The 22,390-nt window shown below is 72.5% G+C and carries 14 protein-coding genes and 2 pseudogenes; 1 reads left to right on the top strand and 15 read right to left on the bottom strand.

Annotation, left to right across the window (positions count from 1 at the left end):
- The 14 genes and pseudogenes from A9X04_RS01460 to A9X04_RS01525 form a co-directional block, all read right to left on the bottom strand.
- Positions 1–5,225: pseudogene (locus A9X04_RS01460) on the bottom strand (acyltransferase domain-containing protein); the annotation flags it as partial.
- A 72-nt stretch (positions 5,226–5,297) separates the two neighbouring features.
- Positions 5,298–6,359, bottom strand: a complete 1,062-nt coding sequence (locus A9X04_RS01465; RefSeq protein WP_067917044.1) for a type III polyketide synthase — start codon at positions 6,357–6,359, stop codon at positions 5,298–5,300.
- Positions 6,360–6,462: 103 nt separating this feature from the next.
- The gene (gene argH / locus A9X04_RS01470; protein WP_067917046.1) at positions 6,463–7,884 is read right to left on the bottom strand and encodes an argininosuccinate lyase; all 1,422 of its coding nucleotides are present in this window, start codon (positions 7,882–7,884) and stop codon (positions 6,463–6,465) included.
- A gap of 82 nt (positions 7,885–7,966) precedes the next feature.
- The gene (locus A9X04_RS01475) at positions 7,967–9,166 is read right to left on the bottom strand and encodes an argininosuccinate synthase (protein ID WP_067917049.1); all 1,200 of its coding nucleotides are present in this window, start codon (positions 9,164–9,166) and stop codon (positions 7,967–7,969) included.
- Positions 9,167–9,178: 12 nt separating this feature from the next.
- Positions 9,179–9,679 carry an arginine repressor gene (locus A9X04_RS01480; protein WP_067917051.1) on the bottom strand — a complete coding sequence of 167 codons (501 nt, stop codon included), beginning with the start codon at positions 9,677–9,679 and terminating at the stop codon, positions 9,179–9,181.
- Positions 9,676–10,602: an ornithine carbamoyltransferase gene (argF, locus tag A9X04_RS01485; protein WP_067917053.1), complete on the bottom strand. Its 927-nt coding sequence runs from the start codon at positions 10,600–10,602 to the stop codon at positions 9,676–9,678. Before argF ends, A9X04_RS01480 begins: the two co-directional genes overlap by 4 nt.
- Positions 10,599–11,765, bottom strand: a complete 1,167-nt coding sequence (locus A9X04_RS01490) for an acetylornithine transaminase (RefSeq protein WP_067917106.1) — start codon at positions 11,763–11,765, stop codon at positions 10,599–10,601. The genes argF and A9X04_RS01490 overlap by 4 nt, the downstream gene beginning before the upstream one ends.
- A 14-nt stretch (positions 11,766–11,779) precedes the next feature.
- Positions 11,780–12,667: an acetylglutamate kinase gene (argB, locus tag A9X04_RS01495; RefSeq protein ID WP_067917056.1), complete on the bottom strand. Its 888-nt coding sequence runs from the start codon at positions 12,665–12,667 to the stop codon at positions 11,780–11,782.
- Positions 12,664–13,875: a bifunctional glutamate N-acetyltransferase/amino-acid acetyltransferase ArgJ gene (argJ, locus tag A9X04_RS01500; protein ID WP_067917058.1), complete on the bottom strand. Its 1,212-nt coding sequence runs from the start codon at positions 13,873–13,875 to the stop codon at positions 12,664–12,666. Before argJ ends, argB begins: the two co-directional genes overlap by 4 nt.
- Positions 13,872–14,931, bottom strand: a pseudogene (gene argC, locus A9X04_RS01505) (N-acetyl-gamma-glutamyl-phosphate reductase). The gene argJ and the pseudogene argC overlap by 4 nt, the downstream one beginning before the upstream one ends.
- Positions 14,932–14,968: 37 nt before the next feature.
- Positions 14,969–17,455 (bottom strand): phenylalanine--tRNA ligase subunit beta, encoded by a 2,487-nt coding sequence (pheT, locus tag A9X04_RS01510; RefSeq protein ID WP_067917063.1) that lies wholly within the window; start codon positions 17,453–17,455, stop codon positions 14,969–14,971.
- The gene (gene pheS, locus A9X04_RS01515; RefSeq protein WP_067917065.1) at positions 17,455–18,498 is read right to left on the bottom strand and encodes a phenylalanine--tRNA ligase subunit alpha; all 1,044 of its coding nucleotides are present in this window, start codon (positions 18,496–18,498) and stop codon (positions 17,455–17,457) included. Before pheS ends, pheT begins: the two co-directional genes overlap by 1 nt.
- A 119-nt stretch (positions 18,499–18,617) precedes the next feature.
- The gene (locus tag A9X04_RS01520; protein ID WP_067917108.1) at positions 18,618–19,430 is read right to left on the bottom strand and encodes a rhomboid-like protein; all 813 of its coding nucleotides are present in this window, start codon (positions 19,428–19,430) and stop codon (positions 18,618–18,620) included.
- Positions 19,431–19,447: 17 nt separating this feature from the next.
- On the bottom strand, positions 19,448–20,362 hold the full coding sequence (locus A9X04_RS01525) for an adenylate/guanylate cyclase domain-containing protein (RefSeq protein ID WP_067917067.1): 915 nt from the start codon (positions 20,360–20,362) through the stop codon (positions 19,448–19,450).
- Positions 20,363–20,553: 191 nt separating this feature from the next.
- On the opposite strand from A9X04_RS01525, the gene A9X04_RS01530 reads away from it, so the two are divergent.
- A complete protein-coding gene (locus tag A9X04_RS01530; protein ID WP_067917069.1) occupies positions 20,554–21,609 on the top strand; it encodes an oxygenase MpaB family protein in 1,056 nt (351 codons plus the stop codon).
- On the opposite strand, the gene A9X04_RS01535 is transcribed toward A9X04_RS01530, so the two are convergent.
- Entirely contained in the window at positions 21,596–22,387 is a 792-nt protein-coding gene (locus tag A9X04_RS01535) for an RNA methyltransferase (RefSeq protein ID WP_067917071.1), read from the bottom strand. The genes A9X04_RS01530 and A9X04_RS01535 overlap by 14 nt on opposite strands.
- Between the last annotated feature and the right edge of the window lie 3 nt (positions 22,388–22,390).

Here is a 22,390-nt window from a genome sequence, read left to right on the forward strand (position 1 = left end):
CCACCGTCACCCGGGCGCCGGCCTCCTGCAGGCGATCCACCAGCTCCGCGACACCCGGGGCCCCGGCGCCGGCGCGGCTGGCCAGCACCACGTGGGCCACGCGATACCGGTCGACGAGGTGGCGGGCCAGCCGAGCCGGCCATGCCGGTGCCGCCGGTGATCACCACGCTGCCGCCGGCGAGCCCGCCACACGCACTGAGCACCGCGCCGGGCCCGGACGGGACGGTGAGTGCGACCTTGCCGATGTGCCGGGCCTGGCTGACGAACCGGTAGGCCGCCGAGGCGCAGCGGACGTCGAAGGTCTTGAGCGGCAACGGTTTCACGGCGCCGTCGTGAAGCAGTTGCACGATCCGGGCCAGCATCGCGGCGGTGCGGTCTTCGCCGGCCTCCATCAGGTCGAAGGCGCGATACCGCGCGCCCCCGTATCGTTCGGCGACGTCGTGCGGATCGCGGACGTCGGTCTTGCCCATCTCGATGAAGCGCCCGCCGGGGGCCAGCAGCCGCAGCGACGCGTCGGTGAACTCGCCCGCCAGGGAATTGAGCACCACATCGACACCGGCCCCGCCGGTGGCGGCCGAGAACTTCTGCTCGAACTCCAGCGTCCGCGAGTCGCCGATGTGGTCGTCGTCGAATCCCATGGCGCGCAGGGTGTCCCACTTGCCGCGGCTCGCGGTGGCGAACACCTCCGCACCCCAGTGCCGCGCCAGCTGGACCGCGGCCATCCCCACCCCGCCGGTGGCGGTGTGCACAAGCACCCGCTCGCCGGCACGCAGGCCCGCCAGCTCCGACAGCCCGTAGAGCGCGGTGAGAAAGACCACCGGCACACCCGCCGCCGTCACCAGCGACCAGCCCTCCGGCACCCGGGTCACCACCCGCTGATCGACCACGGCTTCGGACCCGACCACCCCGAGCAGCCCCATGACCGCGTCACCGACGGAGAGCCCGGTCACACCGGGACCCACCTCGACCACCACGCCCGAGCCCTCGGCCCCCAGCCGGCCACCGCCCGGATACATGCCCAGGGCGACCAGCACGTCCCGGAAGTTCACCCCGACCGCGGCCACCGCCACCCGGACCTGGCCGGCGTCCAATTCCACCGGCGGGCAAGGGCTCACCACCAGGTCCTCCAGCGTGCCGCCGGCGCCGGCGTCCAGCCGCCAGCCCCCGGGCGGCAGCCGCAGAACCGATCCCCTGCGCGCCGGCCGCATCCGGGCCGCGTACGCCACGCCGTCGCGGACCGCCAATTGCGGCTCGCCGCAGCCGATCACCGCCCGCGCGTCGAGCGATCCGTCCGAGTCGATCAACACCACCCGGCCCGGGTGCTCGGCCTGCGCCGAGCGCACCAACCCCCACACCGCCGCGCCGGCCAGGTCCGTGACGTCCTCACCGGGGAGCGCCACCGCGCCGCGGGTCTGCACGGCCACCACCGGTGACCCGGCCTCGCCCAACCACGATTGCAGCGCGCCCAGCGCCTCGGTGGTGGCCGCGTGCACCGAGCGCACCACGTCGCCGCCGTGCGCGCCCGGCCCCCACACGGTGACGTCCCGGTCGAAGCCGTTGCCGCTCAAGGCGACCGGCGACCACGCCACCTCGAACAAGCCCTCGGCAGGCGCCGCCGCGAGCGAAAGCTGCTCGGCCGAAACCGGGCGCATCGCCAGCGAGCGCACCGACAACACCGGCAGCCCGGAGCCGTCGGCCAGTTCCACCGACACCGCCCCGGCACCGGAGGGTGTTATCCGGACCCGCGCCCGCGATGCGCCCGCCGCGTGCAACGACACCCCCTGCCAGGAGAACGGCAACACGGTCTGGCCCTGCCCGGCGGCCACGCCGATCGCGTGCAGCGCCGCGTCCAGCAACACCGGGTGCATGCCGAAGCCACCGTCCGTCGCACCGGCGTCGTCCGGCAACGCGACGTCGGCGAAGATCTCGTCGCCCCGCCGCCACATCGCCCGCAGGCCGCGGAATGCCCGGCCATACTCGTAGCCCCGCTCCGCCAGCCGCGCGTAGGCGTCGCCCACCTCCACCGGCGTCGCCCCCACCGGCGGCCACACCGACATGTCCGCGGCCGGCGCCACCGCCGCCGCGCCCAACAGGCCCTGGGCGTGCAGCACCCACTCCGACTGCGCGCCGGCCGCATACACCGACACCTCGCGCCGCCCCGAGTCGGCCGCCGCGCCGACCACCACCTGCACCTGGACACCGTCCGCGGCCGGCAACACCAGCGGGGCCGACAACGTCAACTCCTCCAGGACGCCGCAGCCGACCTCGTCGCCGGCGCGGATCGCCAGCTCCACAAACCCCGCGCCGGGGAACAACACCGTGCCGCCCACCGCATGGTCGGCCAGCCACGGCTGGGCGGCCGTCGACAGCCGGCCCGTGAGCACCACGCCGCCGGAGTCGGGCCGCGCCAGCACCGCGCCCAGCAGCGCGTGCCGCGCGCCGGCCAGCCCCAGCGTGGTCACGTCACCCGATCCCGTGGCTCCGCCCGGCAGCCAAAAACGTTGCCGCACAAACCCATAAGTCGGCAACTCCACGCGCCGCCCACCCAGGCCGGCGATGCCGGCCCGCCAGTCCACCGGCACGCCGGCCACGTGGGCCTGACCCGCCGAAAGCCAAAACCGTTGCAGCGAACCGTCGTCGCGGCCCAGGGAGGGGACCACCAACGCGTCGCGGCCGCAATCGGCCAGCGTCTCCTCCACGGCGGCGAGCAGCACGGGGTGCGGGCTGCATTCGACGAACACGCCGTACCCGGCGCCGCAGGCGTTGCGCACCGCCCGCTCGAACTGGACCGTCTGCCGGATGCTGCGGAACCAGTAGTCGGCGTCCAGTCCCGCGGTGTCCAGCGGTTCACCGGTCACGGTGGAGAACAGCGTGACCGACGACGAGCGCGGCTCGATCCCGGCCAGCGCCGCGGCCAGCGCCGCGCTGATGGCGTCGACGTGCCGGGAGTGCGAGGCGTAGTCGACGTCGATGCGGCGGGCCCGCACGTCGCCGCCCTCGCAACGCCGCGTCAACTCGTCGAGCGCCGCCACCTCACCGGACACCACCACCGCCGAAACACCGTTGACGGCAGCCACATTCAATCGATCGCCGAACCCGGCGATCAACTCTTCGGCCCGGGCCACCCCGCAGGCCAGCGACACCATGCCGCCCGCGCCCGCCAACCCCACCAGCAGCCGGCTGCGCAGCGCGACCACCCGGGCGGCGTCCTCCAGCGACAGCGCCCCCGCCACATACGCCGCCGCGATCTCGCCCTGCGAGTGGCCGATCACCGCGTCGGGGACCACCCCCAGCGATCGCCACAACTCCGCCAGCGACACCATCACCGCCCACAGGGCCGGCTGCACCACGTCCACCCGGTCCAGTCCGGGCGCCCCGGGCGCCCCGCGGATGACGTCGACCAACGACCAGTCCACGTGTTCGGCGAGCGCCTTCTCGCAGCGCTGCAGGTGTTCGGCGAAAACCGGTGAGCTGTCGAGCAATTCGGATCCCATGCCAACCCATTGCGAGCCCTGACCGGGAAACACGAACACCGTCTTGCCGACCGGCTGCGCCCGGCCCACCACCGCACCCGCCCCCGGCGCGCCGGCGGCGAGATCAGCCAGGTCAGCCAGCCCCGCCAGCAGGCGCTCACGGTCCCCGACCAGCACGGCGCGGTGCTCGAACAGCGACCGCGTCGACACCAGCGACCAGGCCACGTCGACCGCCCGCACACCCGGGTCGTCGTGCACCCGCGCCAGCAACCGGGACGCCTGGTTGGCCAGCGCGTCGGCCGACCGGGCCGACAGCACCCACGGCGCGGGCGCGTCATCGCCGGCCGGCGCGGGACTTTCGGGCTCCAGCGGTGGTTGCTCGACGATGACGTGCGCATTGGTGCCGCTGATCCCGAACGACGACACCCCGGCGCGGCGCGGCCGGTCCTGCGCGGGCCACTCCCGCGCCTCGGTCAGCAGCGACACCGCGCCGGCCGACCAATCCACGTGCGGCGTGGGCACATCCACGTGCAACGTCTTGGGCATCAGCCCGTGCCGGACCGCCTGCACCATCTTGATCACCCCGCCGGCGCCCGCCGCCGCCGAGGTGTGGCCCATGTTGGACTTGATCGACCCCAGCCACAGCGGCCGGTCGGCCGGGCGGTCCTGGCCGTAGGTGGCCAACACCGCCTGCGCCTCGATCGGATCCCCGAGGGTGGTGCCCGTCCCGTGCCCCTCCACCAGGTCCACGTCCGCGGCGCGCAGGCGCGCGTCGGCCAGCGCGGCCCGGATCACCCGCTGCTGCGAGGGCCCGTTGGGCGTCGCCAGCCCGTTGGAGGCGCCGTCCTGATTGACCGCCGACCCGCGCAGCAGCGCAAGCACCTGATGCCCGTGCCGGCGCGCGTCGGACAGCCGTTCCAGCACCAGCACGCCGACGCCCTCGGAGAAGCCGGTGCCGTCGGCGGCGCCGGCGTACGCCTTGCAACGCCCGTCGGCCGCCAGCGCCCGCTGCCGACTGAACTCGATGAACATCGCCGGGGTGGCCATCACCGTCACGCCGCCGGCCAGCGCCAGGTCGCATTCGCCGGCGCGCAGCGACCGCGCCGCCAGGTGCAGCGCCACCAGCGACGACGAACAGGCCGTGTCCACCGAGATGGCCGGGCCCTCCAGGCCCAGCGAGTAGGCCACCCGGCCCGACGCCACGCTCAGCGTGGATCCGCGCAACCCGTAGCGCTCCAGGTGTCCCGGCACCCGGCCCTGGCCGCCGTAGGAGCCGTGGAAGATCCCGGCGAACACGCCCGTCGCCGAACCGCGCAGCTCGGCGGGGTCGATCCCGGCCCGCTCCAACGCCTCCCAGGACACCTCGAGCAGCAGGCGCTGCTGCGGGTCCATGGCCAGCGCCTCGCTGGGCGCGATGCCGAAGAAGGCGGCGTCGAAGTCGGCGACGTCGGCCAAAAAGCCCCCGCACCGGGCGTAGGACTTTCCCACCGCGTCGGGGTCGGGATCGAACAGGCCGGCCAGGTTCCAGCCGCGGTCCGCCGGGAATTCCGAGACCACGTCGCGGCCCTCGACCACCATCTGCCACAGGGCCTCCGGCGAATCCACGCCCCCCGGGTACCGGCAACCCGTCCCGACCACCGCCACGGGTTCGGTTGCCGCGGCGAGATATTCGCGGGCCTCGCGCTTCAGCCGCTCGTTGTCCTTCAGCGCCGCGCGGAGCGCCCTGACCAGCTCGTCGGAGTCGCCGGTCATGAAACGCGGCCCGGGCAAGGAAATGTCATCACGAGGTTTCTCCGAAGGCAGACAAAAGCAACGCCTTGGGTGTCAGTGCCAGCGCAGCAGGACGAGCTCGGAACAGAATCCCGGACCCATCGCGATCATCAGGCCGGGGCTGCCGCTGGGTGGTGGCTTGGCCCGGGTGTCTCGCAGCACGTGCAACACCGACGCCGACGAGAGGTTGCCGATCTCGCCCAGCGAACGCCAGGTCAGCTCGAGGGCGTCCGGCGGCAGGCCCAGGCTCGCGTTGATCGCGTCGATGATCTTCGGGCCGCCGGGATGGCTGACCCAGGCGCCGATGTCGGTGGTCGTCAGCCCGTGCTCCCCGAGGAAGCCGGTGACGTCCCGCTCGATGTGCTCCTCGACCACTTGGGCCAGGTCCTTGGCCAGCACCAGCTCGAAGCCGGCCGCGCCGACGTCGTAGCCCATGGTGCGCAGCGAATCGGGGTACAGGGTGCTGCGCGAGTCCAGGATCGCGGGCCCGCCGGCGGCCATCCGTTCGGCGCGGCGCTCGCCGACGGCCACCACCGCGCCCGCCCCGTCGGCGAACAGCGCGCTGCCGACCAGGCCGGGCAGCGACGGCTTGTAGCCGGGATAGGTGAGCGAACACAGCTCGACCGAGATCAGTGCCGCGGCGGCGTCCGGCGCTCCGCGCAGGTAGTCGTTCAGCCGGGCCACGCCCGCGGCCCCGGCCACGCAGCCCAGGCCGAACAGCGGCACCCGGCGGACGTCGTCGCGCAGCCCCAGCCGCCCGGCGATCCGGGCGTCCAGGGAGGGCACCGCGAGGCCGGTGACCGTCGTCGTGATCAGCACGTCCAGGTCCTGCGGCCGCAGCCCCGCCTCGTCGAGCGCGCCCGAGAGCGCCTCGCAGCCCAAGTCGACGGCGTTGTCGATGAAGATCCGGTTCGCCACGCCGAAGTCGGTCAGCGTGGGGTACCGCTCCAGCGGCAGCACCAGGTGGCGGCTGTTGACCTTGGCGCTGGCGTGCAACTGCCGGACGATGTCCTCGTAGCCCTCGAAGTCCGGGATGCCGACGAAGAAGTCGGTGAGCTCTCGCTGGGAGTAGCGATACGGCGGCAAGGCACCGGACACGCCCGCGACGACGCTCATTGGTCCCACCCCTTGATGACGAGGATCCGGCATGACAGGTTCAGCCGCATCGCTTCAGCCGGAATTCTAGTCGGATTGGAATTGACCGGAGCGTAAATGGACGTCATGATTCGCGGCCGCCGAGCCGCGCGCCGAGCTCCTCGCTGCGGGCCAAGACGGCTTCGAGCTGCTCGGCGACCCGGGCGGGCGCGGTGCCGCCCCGCCGGTCGCGCGACGACACCGAGCCCTCGACCGTCAAGATCTCCCGCACCTGGGGCGTCAGCTCGGGGCTGATGGCGGCCAACTCGTCGTCGGTGAGCTCGTCGAGTCCGACGGCGCGCCCCTCGGCCGCGCGCACCGCGGCCCCGGCAGCCTCGTGCGCGGCCCGGAACGGCACCCCGCGGCGCACCAGCCATTCGGCGATGTCGGTGGCCAGCGTGTAGCCGGCCGGGGCCAGGGCCGCCATCCGCTCGACGTCGAACGTCAGGCTGGCCACCAGGCCGGCCATCGCCGGCAGCACCAGCTCCAGCTGGGCGACCGAGTCGAACACCGGCTCCTTGTCCTCCTGCAGGTCGCGGTTGTAGGCCAGCGGCTGGGCCTTCAGCGTCGCCAGCAGCCCGGCCAGGTTGCCGATCAACCGCCCGGACTTGCCACGGGCCAGCTCGGCGATGTCCGGGTTCTTCTTCTGCGGCATGATCGAGCTGCCGGTGGACCACGAATCGTGCAGCCTGACGTAGCCGAACTCCGTCGAGCTCCACAGGATGATGTCCTCGGCCAGCCGCGAGACGTCCACGGCGATCATCGCGAAGACGAACGCGGCCTCGGCGGCGAAATCCCGGGCGGCGGTCGCGTCGATGGAGTTGTCCGCGGCGGTGCTGAATCCCAGCTTGGCGGCGATCGCGTCCGGGTCCAGCCCCAGCGACGAGCCGGCGAGCGCCCCCGAGCCGTACGGGGACACGTCCGCGCGCCGGTCGAAGTCGACGATGCGGTCGACGTCGCGCAGCAGCGGGTGCGCGTGCGCGAGCAGGTGGTGGGCCAGCAGGACCGGCTGGGCGGACTGCAGGTGCGTCTTGCCCGGCATGATCGCCGTCGGGTGCGCGGCGGCCTGGGCGGCCAGCGCGGCCACCACCGCCAGCGCCCCGTCGGCGACCCGGCGCACCGCGTCGCGCAGCCACATCCGGAACAGGGTGGCCACCTGGTCGTTGCGCGACCGCCCGGCCCGCAGCCGGCCGCCCAGGTCGGCGCCGACCCGGTCGATCAGCCCGCGCTCCAGCGCGGCGTGCACGTCCTCGTCGGTCACCAGCGGCGCGAAGCTGCCGTCGGCCACGTCCTCGGCGAGGCTGTCCAGCCCGGCCAGCAGCCCGTCGCGCTGCTCGGCGGTGAGCAGCCCGGCGTGGAACAGGATCACGGTGTGGGCCCGCGAGGCGACGATGTCGTAGGGGGCCAGCACCCAGTCGAAATGGGTGGACTTACTGAGCGCCGCCAGCGCGTCCGACGGGCCGTCGGCGAACCGCCCGCCCCACAGCGACCCCTCGCGCGTGCTCACGCTTCGGCCCTCGCCCCCGCGCGAGCGACCGCGTTTGTACGCACAATGCGGCGTGTCGTCGTGCAGACGCGGTCGCTCGCGGTCATGTGGCCAGGTCCCGGCGGGACGCGATCTTGGACGACAGCCCGTGCACGTAGACGAAGCCCTTGGCGGCCGACTGGTCGAAGCTGTCGCCCTCGTCGTAGGTGGCCAGGTTGAAGTCGTAGAGCGACTGCGCGCTGCGCCGGCCGTTGACCGCGATGTGCCCGCCGTGCAACACCATTCGGATCTCACCCGTGACGTGCTCCTGGGTCTTGGCGACGAACGCCTCCAGCGCGGTCTTCAGCGGGGAGTACCAGAGCCCGTCGTAGACCAGTTCGGCCCAGCGCTGGTCGGTGTGCCGCTTGAAGCGGCCCAGCTCGCGCTCCAGCGTGACGTGTTCGAGTTCGGTGTGGGCGGTGATGAGCACCATCGCCCCGGGGGCCTCGTAGATCTCGCGGCTCTTGATGCCCACCAATCGGTCCTCGACCACGTCCAGGCGGCCGACGCCCTGGCTGCCGGCGCGGCGGTTGAGTTCCTCGATGGCGGCCAGCACCGACACCGGTTGGTTGTCGATGGACACCGGGACGCCGCGCTCGAACCCGACGATCACCTCGTCGGGGGTGTTCCAGTTGATGGTGGGGTCTTCGGTGTAGGCGTAGATGTCCTTGGTGGGCGCATTCCAAAGATGTTCCAGGAAGCCGGTTTCCACCGCGCGTCCCCACACGTTCTGGTCGATGGAGAACGGCGAGCGCTTGGTGACGTTGATCGGGATGGCGTTCTCCTCGGCGAACGCGATCGCCTTCTCCCGCGTCCACGCGTAGTCGCGGACCGGGGCGAGCACCTCCAAATCCGGTGCCAGCGAAGCGAATCCGACCTCGAACCGCACCTGGTCGTTGCCCTTGCCGGTGCAGCCGTGCGCGACGATGGTGCCGCCGTGCTCGCGGGCCGCCGCGACCAGGTGCTTGGCGATCAGCGGCCGGCTGATCGCCGACACCAGCGGGTAGCGGTCCATGTAGAGGGCGTTGCTCAAGATGGTGGGCAGGCAGTAGCCCTCGGCGAACTCGTCGCGGGCGTCGACGACGACGGCTTCCACCGCGCCGCAGTCCAGGGCCCGCTGGCGGACGACCTCCATGTCCTCGCCGCCCTGGCCGAGGTCGATCGCGACCGCCACCACCTCGCGGCCGGTTTCCTTGCCGATCCAGCTGATCGCGACCGACGTGTCCAGTCCGCCGGAATACGCCAGGATGACGCGATCTGACATGAACCAATCTCCTTAGGTTGTGGTGAGAGTTTCGAGGGTGCGGGCCAGCTCGGCGCCGGTCATCGGCTCGCGGGCGGCCACGAAGACGGTGTCGTCGCCGGCGATGGTGCCGACGACGTACGGCAACGCCGCGCGGTCGATCGCGCTGGCCAAGTAGTTGGCGCCGCCGGGCGGGGTGCGCAGCACGGCGAGGTTGGCGCTGGCGTCGGCGGAGACCAAGAGCTCACTGAGCAGCCGGGACAGCCGCGCGGTGCCGCCGGAGACGCCGCGCACCGGGCTCCCGTCCTCGGGGACGATGTAGACGCCGACGCCGCCGTCGGCGCCACGCAGCTTCACCGCGCCCAGCTCTTCGAGGTCGCGCGACAGGGTGGCCTGGGTGACCTCGATGCCCTCGTCGGCCAGCCGGGCGGCGAGCTCGCTTTGGCTGCTGATCGACGCCGACGACAGGATCGCCACGATGCGGTCCTGGCGGCCGGCCCGGGTGATCTCGGGGGTGGTTTTCGAGCGGGTCATCGGGACCGCTCCAGCAGCCACACCAGCAGCGCCTTCTGGGCGTGTAGCCGGTTCTCGGCCTCGTCCCACACGACGCTGGCCGGCCCGTCCATCACCTCGTCGGTGATCTCGTCGTTGCGGTGGGCCGGAAGGCAGTGCAGCACAATGGCTTCCGGATCGGCCAGGCCGAGCAGCCGCTGGTTGACCTGAAAGGGCCGGAACGGTGTGCGGCGGTCCAGCCCGTCGTCCTCCTGCCCCATCGACGTCCAGGTGTCGGTCACCAGGACGTCGGCCCCGGTCGCCGCCGCGTCCGGATCGGCGGTCAGGGCGACCGAGCCGCCGGTGGTCTCGGCCCGCGCGCGGGCCGCCGCCACGTACGCGCGCGCGGGGGCGAAGCCGTCGGGCGCGGCGACGGTGACGTGCATGCCGGCGGTCACCCCACCGAGCAGTAGCGAGTGGGCCATGTTGTTGGCGCCGTCGCCGAGGTAGGACATACGCAGTCCCGCAAGCGATCCCTTGCGTTCGGAGATCGTCTGCAGGTCGGCGAGCACCTGGCAGGGATGGAACTCGTCGGAGAGGGCGTTCACCACGGGCACCGCGGCGGCCTCGGCCATCGCCTCGAGCCGGTCCTGGGCGAAGGTCCGCCACACGATGGCCTCGACGTAGCGGGACAGCACCCGCGCGGTGTCGCCCAGCGTCTCGTCGCGGCCCAGCTGGGTGCTGCGCGCGTCGACGACGACGGCGTGCCCGCCGAGCTGGGCGATGCCCACCTCGAAGGAGAACCGGGTGCGGGTGGAGTTCTTGTCGAAGAGCACCGCGACGCCGCGCGGGCCCTCCAGCGGCCGGGCGCTGAACGGGTCCTTCTTGAGTTCGGCGGCGAGCTGCAGCACCTCGGCCTGCTCGGCGGGCGACAGGTCGTCGTCGCGCAGGAAATGGCGCGTCATGCCGCGGCCCTGTCCAGAATGGCCGGCAACGCCTCGACGAAGGTCTCGAGCTGGGCCTCCGTGACGATCAGCGGCGGGGCCAGCCGGACGACGTCCGGCGCGGCGGCGTTGACCAGGAATCCGGCGTCGCGCGCGGCGTTTTCGGCGTCCTTGGCGCGCGGCGCGGTCAGCACCATGCCCTGCAGCAGCCCGCGGCCACGCACGTGGTCGATCAGCGGGTGGTTCAGCGACTCGATGCCGTGACGCAGCGACTTGCCCAGCACCTCGGCGTGCCGGACCAGGTCCTCGCCCGCGATCACCCGCAGCACCGCCCGCGCGGCCGCGGCGCAGATCGGGTTGCCGCCGAAGGTGCTGCCGTGCAGGCCGGGCGTCATCAGCTCGGCGGCCGGCCCGACGGCCAGGCAGGCACCGATGGGCAGCCCGCCGCCGAGGCCCTTGGCCATGGTCACGACGTCGGGGGTGACGCCGTCGTGCTGGTGGGCGAAAAAAGCTCCGGTGCGGCCCATTCCGGTCTGCACCTCGTCGAGCACCAGCAGGGCACCGTGCCGCGCGGTGATGTCGCGGGCGGCGGTCAGATAACGCTCGGGCGGGACGACGACGCCGCCCTCGCCCATGATCGGTTCGAGGAACACCGCGGCGGTGGCGTCGTCGACGGCGGCGGCCAGCGCGTCGGCGTCGCCGTAGGGCACGTGGGTGATGAAGCCGGGCAGCGGCTCGAACGGCGCCTGCTTGCTCGGCTGGCCGGTCAGCGCGAGCGAGCCCATCGTGCGGCCGTGGAAACCACCTTGCGCGGCAACCAGTTTCGTGCGCCCGGTCAGCCGCGACAGCTTGAACGCGACCTCGTTGGCCTCGGTTCCGGAGTTGCAGAAGAACACCCGCGCGGGCGCGTCCGCACCGAGCAGGGCGACCAGCTCTTCGGCCAGCGCGATGCCCGGCTCGCTGGCATAGAGGTTGGAGGTGTGGCCCAGCGTCGTCATCTGGTGCGTGACGGCCTCGATGACGGCGGGGTGGCGGTGGCCCAGGACGTTGACGGCGATGCCGCCGAGCAGGTCGAGGTACGTGTTGCCGTCCACGTCGGTGACCACGGCGCCGTCGCCGGCGGCCAGGGCCAGCGGCGGGGTGCCGTAGTTGTTCATCATCACGGCTTGCCAGCGGTGCTGCATCAGATCCCCTTTGGTCACGCGCTCACCACCTTGGTCCCGGTGCCCGCGTCGGTGAAAAGCTCCACCAGCACGCAGTGTTCGACCCGGCCGTCGATGATGTGCGCGCTGGGCACACCCGCGGTGACCACCCGCAGGCACGCCTCGACCTTGGGAATCATGCCCGCCTCCAGCGTGGGTAGCAGTTGGGACAGTGTCGCGGTGTCGATCTCGCTGACCAGCGAATCCCGGTCCGGCCAGCTGGTGTAGAGGCCCTCGACATCGGTGAGCATCAGCAGCTTTTCGGCCCGCAGGGCCTCGGCGAGCGCCGCCGCGGCGGTGTCGGCGTTGATGTTGTGCACCACGCCCTCGGCGTCCGGCGCGAGCGTCGACACCACCGGAATGCGGCCCGCCGCAATCAGATCCAGCACCGCGGCGGTGTTGACCCGCTCGACGTCCCCGACCAGGCCGATGTCGGTGGCCACGCCGTCCACGGTGACGCTGCGCCGCACGGCCGTGAACAGCTGCGCGTCCTCGCCGGTGATGCCGACGGCGTAGGGCCCGTGCGCGTTGATCAGGTTGACCAGTTCGCGACCCACCTGCCCGAACAACACCATCCGCGCCACGTCGAGCACCTCCGGTGTGGTGACCCGGAAGCCGCCCTTGAAGTCGCCCTCGATGCCCAGGCGCCGCAGCATGGCGGTGATCTGCGGGCCGCCGCCGTGCACGACGACGGGGTGGATGCCGCAGTTGCGCAGGAAGGCCATGTCGGCGGCGAACGCGTGCCGCAGCGTGTCGTCGGTCATGGCGTTGCCGCCGTACTTGATGACGATGACCTTGCCGTACAGCTGCTTGAGCCAGGGCAGCGCCTCGGCCAGCACCTGCGCCTTGACCGCGGTGGACAGCTCTTGAGTGTTGACTGTCATGAGCTGTACGCCGAGTTCTCTTCCACGTACGCGTGCGACAGGTCGGTGGTGCGGACGGCGGCGGAGGCGTCGCCCACACGCAGGTCGACCGTGATGTCGATGTCGGCGCCGGACAGGTCCACCTCGCGGGCGCCGGGCGCTCCGACGCCGTCGACGCACACGGCAAAGCCGTTGAACGACACCCGGATCCGGTCCGGGTCGAGGGTGACCGGCGCCATGCCGACCGCCGCCAGCACCCGGCCCCAGTTGGGGTCGGACCCGAACACCGCGGTCTTGACCAGGCTGTCGCGGGCGATCACCCGCGCGGCGGTCAGCGCGTCGTCCTCGGAGGCGGCCCCGGTCACGGTCACGGTGACGCGCTTGGTGACGCCCTCGGCGTCGGCCTGCAGCTGCGCGCACAGGTCGTCGCAGACCGCCAGCACGGCGTCGTCGAGTTCGGCCTGGGACGGGGCGATCTCGCTGGCGCCCGACGTCAGCAGCAGCACCGTGTCGTTCGTCGAACAGCTGCCGTCGATGTCGAGGCGGTCGAAGGTGCGGGCGGTGGCGCGGCGCAGCGCGGTGTCGAGCGCGGCGGCGTCGACGGCCGCGTCGGTGGTGAGCACGCAGAGCATGGTGGCCAGCGAGGGCGCCAGCATGCCCGCCCCCTTGGCCATCCCGCCGACCGTCCAGTTGCCCGGGTGGTGCAGCGCAACCTGTTTGGGCACCGTGTCGGTGGTCATGATGGCGCGCGCGGCCTCGTCTCCTCCGCTCAGCCCGCCGGCCATGTCCTGCACGACCGCCCGGACCCCGGCGAGCACCTTGTCCATCGGCAACCGGTCCCCGATCAGCCCGGTGGAACACACCGCGACCTCGATGGCCCCCGTCTCGGTCCCCCAGTCCGACAACGCGGCCGCGAGGGCCTCCGCGGTGGCGTGGGCGTCCTGGAAGCCGCCGGGACCGGTGCAGGCGTTGGCGCCGCCGGAGTTGAGGATCACCGCACGCAACGCGCCGGTGGTCAGCACCCGCTGGGTCCACAGCACGGGCGCGGCCTTGACCTTGTTGCGGGTGAACACGCCGGCGGCCGCATAGTCGGGTCCCTCGTTGAAGACCAGGGCCAGGTCGCGGTTGCCGGACGCCTTGATGCCGGCGGCGATGCCGGCGGCCCGGAACCCGGCGGGCGCGGTGACGCCCTGTTCGCGCACCAGGCGCGCCTCGGCAAGGTGGGTCACGGCGCGACCCCGACCACCGAAAGGCCTTCGGTCTCCGGCCAACCCAGCGCGAGATTCATGGATTGCACGGCGGCGCCACCGGTGCCCTTCACCAGGTTGTCGATGGCGGCGATGGCCACGAACGCACTTGCGGCCTCGTCCACCGCGACGGCGAGGTGGGCGGCGTTGCTGCCGATCACCGAACCGGTGCGGGGCAGCTGGCCCTCGGGCAGCAGGTGCACGAAAGGCTCCCCGTCATAGGCCTTCTCGTACGCGGCCCGCAGCTGCGACAGCGGCGCGCGGGTGCGGGCGGTGCAGGTGGCCAGGATGCCGCGCGACGTCGGGATCAGCACCGGCGTGAACGACACCGTGACATCGCGGTCGGTGACGGCGCGCAGACCCTGGGCGATCTCGGGCGTGTGCCGGTGGGCGCCCGCGATGTTGTAGGCCCGCGCGGACCCGATCACCTCGGAACCCAGCAGGTCGGTCTTGGCGGCCCGGCCCGCCCCCGAGGTGCCGCTGACGGCGACCACCGTGACGGCCGGCTCGATCAGGTCCTCGGCCACCGCCGGCAGCAACGCCAGCAGCGCCGCGGTCGGGTAGCAGCCCGGCACCGCGACGCGGCGCGCGCCGCGCAGCCGCTCCCGCGCGCCGGGCAGCTCCGGCAGCCCGTACGGCCAGCTGCCGGCGTGCGGGGAGCCGTAGAACCGCTCCCAGGCGCCCGCATCGGTCAGCCGGAAGTCGGCGCCGCAGTCGACGATCAGCGCGTCGGGGCCGAGTTGTTCGGCCAGCGCCGCCGAATGGCCGTGCGGCAGGGCCAGGAACACCACGTCGTGCCCGGCCAGCGCGGCGAGGTCGGTCGTCTCGACCACGCGCTGCGCCAGCGGCGTCAGGTGCGGATGGTGCTCGCCGAGCGTGCTGCCGGCGCTGGAAGCGGCGGTCAGCGACCCGATGGCGAGGCGGCCGTCGGCGTAGGCCGGATGCCCGAGCAACAGGCGCAGGATCTCCCCGCCCGCATAGCCGCTGGCCCCGGCAACCGCCACCCTCAATACGTCGGCCATTCCGCCGATTCTGCATGGTTATGCATTGCTTTGCAAATCCATTACAAGGCGGGCTAGGTGCGCAGTTCGGCGCCGACCGCGTCGGCGGCGCGTCGCACCGCGGCGTCGCGGGCCGCGCTGGCGTCGTCCTCGGTCAGCGTGCGGTCCGGCGCGCGGAAGCGCAGGGCGAACGTCAGCGACTTGCGGTCCTCGCCGACCTGCGGGCCGGTGAAGACGTCGAACAGTTGCAGGTCTTCGAGCAACTCGCCGGCGCCCTCCCGGACGGCGTCGGCCACCGCCTGGGCCGGGACGTGGGCCGGCACCACCAGGCTGACGTCCTGGAACACCGCCGGGAACGGCGACACCCGGGGCGCCGGCAGCGCCACCGCGATGGGGATCGCGTCGAGGTTGAGCTCGACGGCGCAGGTGCCCTTCGGCAGTCCGGAGCGCTCGATCACCGCCGGGTGCAGCTGCCCCGCATGGCCGACGACGGTCTCCCCGACGAGCACCTCGGCGCACCGGCCCGGGTGCCACGGCAGGTGCCGGGCGGCCCGCAGGCTCACCTCGACCCCGCTGGCGCGGGCGATGATGCGGGCCGCCTCGAACGCGTCGGCGGCCTCGGCACGGCGGCCGGGGCCCCACGGGCCGCGGCGTTCGCGCAGGCCCGCCAGGACGGCGGCCACGTGCTGCGGCTGGCGGGGCAACGACGCGTCCAGCAGGGCGATCTCGTGGTCGGTGGGCCGGCGGTGCACGGGAATGGGCTGCACGCCGCGGGTCTGCTCGGTCGGTTGCACCACCTGCGCCAGGGCGTACAGCGCGACGTCCACCAGCCCGCGGGACACGTTGCGCACCAACGCCTCCAGCAGGGCGGGCAGCAGCGTGGTGGCCAGGTGCGGGCGGTCGGCCTCGAGCGGGTTGAGCACCTGCGTGGTGGCGCGCCGCGGGTCGTCGGCCGGCAGGCCCCACAAATCGAAGACGCCCGCCGGCAGGAACGGCGTCGGCAGGATCTCGACATACCCGGATTGCGCGAGCGATTTGCCGATGGCGCGGCGACGCTTCTGCACCGCGGTCAGGCCCCGGCCCGCGGGCGCCGCGGGCAGCACCGACGGGATGGCCTCCAGGCCCTCCAGCCGCAGCACCTCCTCGACGAGGTCGGCGGGCTGCAGCAGGTCGGGTCGCCAGCTCGGCGGCGTCACCGTCAGGGTGTCGCCCTCGTCGCTCACCGAAGCCCCGATCTGCGCCAGGCGCCGCGCGGCGGTCCCGGGCGGGTAGGCCACCCCGGCGATCCGGTCGGGCAGTTCGGCGGGGATCCGGATCGGCGGGAGCGACCAGTCGTCGGTCGGCGGGTCGCCCCGCCAGTCGGTCAGCTTCTCCGACACCGCTCCCCCGGCGATCTCGACGAGCAGCGCGGCGCACCGGTCGAGCACGGCCACCGAGATGGCCGGGTCCACGCCGCGCTCGTAGCGCCGGGCGGCCTCGCTGGGCAGGTGCAGCCGGCGCTGGGTGCGCGAGACGGCGGCGGGGTCCCACACGGCGGCCTCGAGCAGCACGTCGGTGGAGTCGGCGCGCACCTCGGTGCTCGCCGCGCCCATCACGCCGCCGATCGCCGCCGTCGCCCGGTCGTCGACGATGAGCACGTCGGCCGGATCCAGCCGGCGCTCGATGTCGTCGAGGGTGACGACGGTCTCGCCGGCCCGGGCGAACCGCACGCCGAGGCCGCCGGAGATGCGATCGCAGTCGTGCGCGTGCATCGGGTGGCCGAGCTCGAGCATCACGTAGTTGGTGGCGTCCACCGCCGGCGAGGTCGCGCGGACGCCGGCCAGCAGCAGCCGGCGTTGCAGCCACCACGGCGACACCGCGGCGGGGTCGATGCCGGTCACGGGCCGCAGCGCGAAGCGCCGGACACCGGTTTCGGGCTGGACGGCCAGGGGCCAGGCCTCGCCGTTGGCGGGCAAGGGTTTGACGTCCGCGGGGTCGACGAAGTCCAGGTCGTAGGCGCAGGCGACCTCGCGGGCCAGCCCGCGCACCGACATGCAGTAGCCCCGGTCGGGGGTGATCGCCAGGTGGAAGACCACGTCGTCCAGTCCCAGCACCGCGGTGCCGTCGGCGCCCGGCTCTGCGGTTCCGGGCGGCAGCACCAGGATCCCGGAATGGTCTGCGCCCAAACCGAGTTCGGCCGCCGAGCAGATCATGCCGTCGGAATCGCGGCCGTAGGTCTTGCGCCTCGCGATGGCGAACCCGCCGGGCAGCGTGGTCCCGGGCAAGGCCACCACCACCAGGTCGCCGACGGCGAAGTTGGTTGCCCCGCAGACGATGTCGCGCGGCTCGGGCTCGCCGACGTCGACCCGGCAGGCGCGGATGGGCTTCTTGAAGCCGGTGAGCTCCTCGATGGCGGTCACCCGCCCCACGGTCAGCGGGCCGTCGACCGGACCGAGCGCGACCACCTCCTCCACCTCGTGGCCGATCCGCACCAGCGTCTGCTCGAGGTCGGCGGGGCTGACGTCCCAGCCCGGGGCGCCGGCCGCCACCACTTCCCGCAGCCAGCTGTAGGGGATCCGCATCAGGCACCCACCCCGAACGGCAACGAGAACCGCACGTCGCCCTCGACCATGTCACGCATGTCGGGGATGCCGTTGCGGAACTGCAGCGTGCGTTCCAGGCCCATGCCGAAGGCGAAGCCGGAGTACACCTCGGGGTCGATGCCCGCGGCCCGCAACACGTTGGGGTGCACCATGCCGCAGCCGCCCCACTCCACCCAGCCGGCGCCGCCCTTCTTGCCGACGAACCACACGTCGACCTCGGCGGAAGGTTCGGTGAACGGGAAGAAGTGCGGCCGGATGCGGGTGCGCGCCTCGGGCCCGAACTCGGCGCGGGCGAACGCGTCCAGGGTGCCGCGCAGGTGGGCCATGGACAGGCCGCGGTCCACCGCGAGCCCCTCCACCTGGTGGAAGACGGGGGTGTGGGTGGCGTCCAGCTCGTCGGTGCGGAAGGTGCGGCCGATCGAGACGATGTAGACGGGCAGCTCGTGGGCGAGCAGGGTGCGCACCTGTACCGGCGAGGTGTGGGTGCGTAGCAGCTGCCGGGAATCGTCCGGTGCGATGTAGAACGTGTCCTGCTCGCTGCGCGCGGGGTGGTCCGCCGGGAAGTTGAGGGCGTCGAAGTTGAACTGCTCGGTTTCGACCTCCGGCCCCTCCGCCAGCTCCCAGCCCATCGCGATGAAAGTGTCGGCGATGTGCTCGGCCAGGATGGTGATCGGGTGCCGCGCGCCGGGTGGCTGGCGCGTCGACGGCAGGGTGACGTCGATGCTTTCGGCGACCAGCACCGCGGCGTCGCGTTCGGCGCGCAGCGCGGCCAGGCGCTGGTCGTAGCTGCGCTGGACCTCGGTCCGCGCGGAATTGACCCGTTTGCCGGCGTCGGCGCGCTCCCCCTTGGGGACGCCGCCCAACGCCTGACGCGCCAGCGCCAGCGGGGAACGGTCGCCGAGGTGCTCGGTTTTCACCCGCGCGAGCGCGTCCAGATCGCCGGCGAGCGCGATGGCCTCCTGGGCGACGCCGACCGCCTTGGCCAAGGCATCCGGCGACAGGTCGACGGGCTGAGCACCCACGCGGCGACACTCTCCTTGCTGATGAGGGGCTGGGAGGAAGTTGCCCAGCGGCAAGTGCCGATCATAGTGATGCGGTTGGTGCTGCCCGGCGGGCGCTTCGGGGTGAGGCGGCCCGGCGTCTAGCCCGCCGCGACCGGCTGCGCACCGGCCAGGGCGGCCTCGTCCAGCGCCGTGCGCCCGGTGCGCCCGTTGAGGAACTGCACGAGCTTGTGCGCCGCCAACGCGCCCAGGAGGCCGAACGCGGGCGCGCCGGCCATGGTCCCCCAGTGGTGGGCCAGCAGCAGGAATCCGAAGCCCGCGGAGGCGGCCAGCATCAGGATGCGCACCGGCGTCCAATGGATGGGCTGGCGGAACCGGGCGGACACCAACACGCCCAGGACCACCGCGACGGTGTGACCGGCGTCGGTGAAATCGCCGCCGATGATCGCCGAGGCGATGCCGGCCGCCACCCACCAGCCGACCCAGGCGGGCCGCCAGCGCTGGGGAATCACCGCCGTCATCGCTCCGAGCACCGCCAGGGCGCCGTAGCTCATGCCGACGTCGCTGGCCCGGGTGATCGACACCGGCATCCACTCGAACTCGACCGCCGCGGCCAGGGCGGCCGCCACCAGCAGCGTCGCGCCGATGTGCCCGACGAGGAACGCCACGATCAGCCTGATGGTGCGCAGGTGCAGCTCGCCGAGCGCTAGCAGGCAGGTCAGGAAGGGCAGCCAGAAGTAGAGCGGACCGGCGTCGACGACCAGCGCGCTGCCCAACAGGGTGCCCACGTGGCCGTGGGCCAGGTTGTGCAGGTTGGTGCTGGCGCGCTCGACCAGCACGTCGTGGGCGTGCGGGCCGAGCACCAGGATGGCGCAGCTGACGGCAAGCAGCATCGCCACGTAACCCAACGTGAACTGGACCCGGGCGAGCCGGGCAAGGATGCCCCCAAACATTGCCTCCATTATGTCGGCTAGTTTGTTTCGGCGCTGTGATCCGGCGCTGTCAACTCCCTATGAGTCCTCAGACGATATATCGCCAAGTCGGCCGGAACGCCCGTGGTCTTGCCCGCAAACACGGGTTTACGTGCGCGTTTGGCGACAACACCCATCGCGTCCAGTTCGCTTTGGGCGATCAGGTCGAGTGTCGAACCCGACACCATGACCCCGCCCTTGGTGGCGCGTTCCATCACCCGCGCGGCGATGTTCACGTCGACACCGAGCCAGTCCGCCGCCAGCCGCTGGGGCCGACCGGTGTGGATGCCGGCCCGCATCCGCGGGGTGTAACCGGCCACCTCGACCGACTTCAGCGCCTCCTTGGCGGCCAGGACGGCGCGCACCGCGACCGTCGGATCGCCGAAGACGGCCATCAGGCCGTCGCCCATCCGCTTGACGATGTGGCCCCCGGCGTCCAGCAGCGGCGGCTCGACGGCCCGGGCCACCTGGCGCAGCAGCGTGAGCGCCGCCTCGTCCCCCGCCTGCAGGGACCAGGACGAGAACCCGACCAGGTCCGTGAAGACCAGCGTCACTTCGGGATTCGCCGGCCGACGGGCAACCGACTCGGTCAGCGCCTGCCACAGCTGCAACACCCCGAGGCTGACCTCCCGCGACACCGCGTCGCGATCCCCGAGCAACCGGTCGGCCGCGCGGGCGGCGGCGCGGGGGCCACCGTCGCCGGCCGTGGACAGCGGGTCGCCGAATTCCGGGTCGCCGGGTAGCAGCCGCCGCGCCCGGCGGATGAAGGCCACGGCGCCGGGGCTGTGGTTTCGGCTGTGCAGCCACTGTGTCGCGTTGTGCACCGAGACCGGGGAACGCCGCGGCGGCTCGGATGGCGTCACCGTCGGCGCCCCGGGCTCGCCCGAATCCGAATCGCGACGCGCGACTTCCACCCGGCCAGGTTATTTCCTCCCGCCGCAGGCGGGCAATGAAGGCCGTGCGCTTTGTGTCACAGCTCGCAACGTATCGCCTGATCACGGAGGCGCCACGTGGCTGTTCACGCTCGATAACACCCGCGGGGGCGCACGGCCGAAATCGTAGACAACGTACGTTGTCAAAGTTATCGTGAGCGCAGGAGGCCGAGATGACTGCCATTCCAGCCAAATCCGACGATCCGCTCGGGCCAGATTCCCTGACCTGGAAGTATTTTGGCGACCTGCGCACGGGAATGATGGGCGTCTGGATCGGCGCGATCCAGAACATGTATCCGGAGCTGGGAGCGGGCGTCGAGGAGCATTCGATCCTGTTGCGCGAGCCTCTGCAGCGGGTGGCCCGCTCGGTGTACCCGATCATGGGCGTCGTCTACGACGGTGACCGGGCCGCGGCGACCGGGCGCCAGATCACGAGCTACCACCACACCATCAAGGGCGTCGACGCGACCGGGCGCCGGTACCACGCGCTGAACCCCGAAACGTTCTACTGGGCGCACGCCACCTTCTTCATGCTGGTGATCAAGGTGGCCGAATACTTCTGCGGGGGCCTGACTGAGGCCGAGAAGCGCCAGCTCTTCGACGAGCACGTGCGGTGGTACCGGATGTACGGGATGAGCATGCGGCCGGTGCCCGGCTCCTGGGAGGAGTTCCAGGAGTATTGGGACCGCGTCTGCCGCGAGCAACTGGAGATCAACCAGGCGACCCTGGACATCTTCCGGATCCGGATCCCCAAACCCAAGTTCGTGCTGATGCCCACGCCGATCTGGGACCAGATGTTCAGGCCCCTGGTGGCCGGCCAGCGCTGGATCGCCGCGGGCCTGTTCGAGCCCGCGGTCCGCGAGAAGGCGGGCATGCGCTGGACGCCGGGCGACGAGGTGTTGCTGCGCCTGTTCGGCAAGCTCGTCGAGCTGGCCTTCCTGGCGGTTCCCGACGAGATCCGGCTGCACCCGCGCGCGCTGGCCGCCTACCGCCGCGCCGAGGGCCGGCTGCCCAGCGACGCGCCGTTGGTCGAGGCGCCGACGTTCATGGGGCCGCCCCGCGACCGGCGCGGGTTGCCGATGCACTACTTCCCTCCCCATTCCCGCCCGGCTCTTCGCTCGCCCCTCGACCCGGCCAAGGCGCTGATGGAGCGTGCCGGCTCGCTGGTGCACGGAACGCTGTCACTGGCGGGTCTGCGGCCCGCCCGGGCGCGCGTCAGGGCCGCGTGAACACGCCCAGCGCCTGAGCGCTCTGGTAGAGGCAGATCGCCGCGGCCGACGCCACGTTCAGGCTCTCCGCACCGCCGGACATCGGGATGCGCATGCGGTGGTCCGCCGCCGCCGCGATTTCGCTTGGCAGTCCCTGTGATTCGGGCCCGAACAACCATGCCGTCGGCCTGGCGAGCAGGTCGGCGGCCTCGTCGAGGCGCGTCTCGCCGTCCACCGTGGTGGCCAGCACCTGCAGTCCGGCATCGCGCACGGCTCGCAGCGCGGCGACTGTGTCCGGCGCGGCGACCACCGGGATGGAGAAGATGCTGCCCGTCGAGGCGCGCAGGCACTTGCCGTTGTACGGGTCGACGCTGTGGCCGCCGAGGATGACGCCTTGGGCGCCCATGGCGTCGGCGATGCGGATGAGCGTGCCCGCGTTGCCCGGCTCGCCGATCTCGACGGCGACGGCGATCAGCCGCGGCGCACCGGCCAGGACGTCCGCCAGCCGCGTCGCCGGCATCTCGCAGACCGCCACCAGCCCGGCGGGGGTCACGGTGTCGGACAGCGCCTTCGCGGCCCGCTCACTGACCAGATGGACCGGCGCTTGCTGCGCGCCGAGCAAGGACGCATACCGCTGCCCGGCGGCTTCGGTGACGAAGACGTCGCGCACGAGGCCGCGGGCGGCGGCCGCCTCGACCAGGTTGGGGCCTTCAGCGAGGAACCGCCCCGCGCGGCGGCGGCCGACGTGGCGATGCAGTTTGACCGCCGCGGCGACCCGGGCCGAACGTTCGGTCAGCAGGGG

Origin of the sequence: Mycobacterium sp. E3247, assembly GCF_001667785.1 — a bacterium.
GTDB lineage: Bacteria > Actinomycetota > Actinomycetes > Mycobacteriales > Mycobacteriaceae > Mycobacterium.

Coding starts and splice junctions, on each gene's coding strand:
- A9X04_RS01465 (WP_067917044.1), bottom strand. CDS start 6,359: ATGAGCGTCGTCGCGGGCGTGTCCGGTGCCTTGCCGCCGTATCGCTAC.
- A9X04_RS01475 (WP_067917049.1), bottom strand. CDS start 9,166: ATGTCAGATCGCGTCATCCTGGCGTATTCCGGCGGACTGGACACGTCG.
- A9X04_RS01480 (WP_067917051.1), bottom strand. CDS start 9,679: ATGACCCGCTCGAAAACCACCCCCGAGATCACCCGGGCCGGCCGCCAG.
- argF (WP_067917053.1), bottom strand. CDS start 10,602: ATGACGCGCCATTTCCTGCGCGACGACGACCTGTCGCCCGCCGAGCAG.
- A9X04_RS01490 (WP_067917106.1), bottom strand. CDS start 11,765: ATGCAGCACCGCTGGCAAGCCGTGATGATGAACAACTACGGCACCCCG.
- argB (WP_067917056.1), bottom strand. CDS start 12,667: ATGACAGTCAACACTCAAGAGCTGTCCACCGCGGTCAAGGCGCAGGTG.
- pheT (WP_067917063.1), bottom strand. CDS start 17,455: ATGCGGATCCCCTACAGCTGGCTGCGGGAAGTGGTGGCGGCCGGCGCC.
- A9X04_RS01520 (WP_067917108.1), bottom strand. CDS start 19,430: ATGTTTGGGGGCATCCTTGCCCGGCTCGCCCGGGTCCAGTTCACGTTG.
- A9X04_RS01530 (WP_067917069.1), top strand. CDS start 20,554: ATGACTGCCATTCCAGCCAAATCCGACGATCCGCTCGGGCCAGATTCC.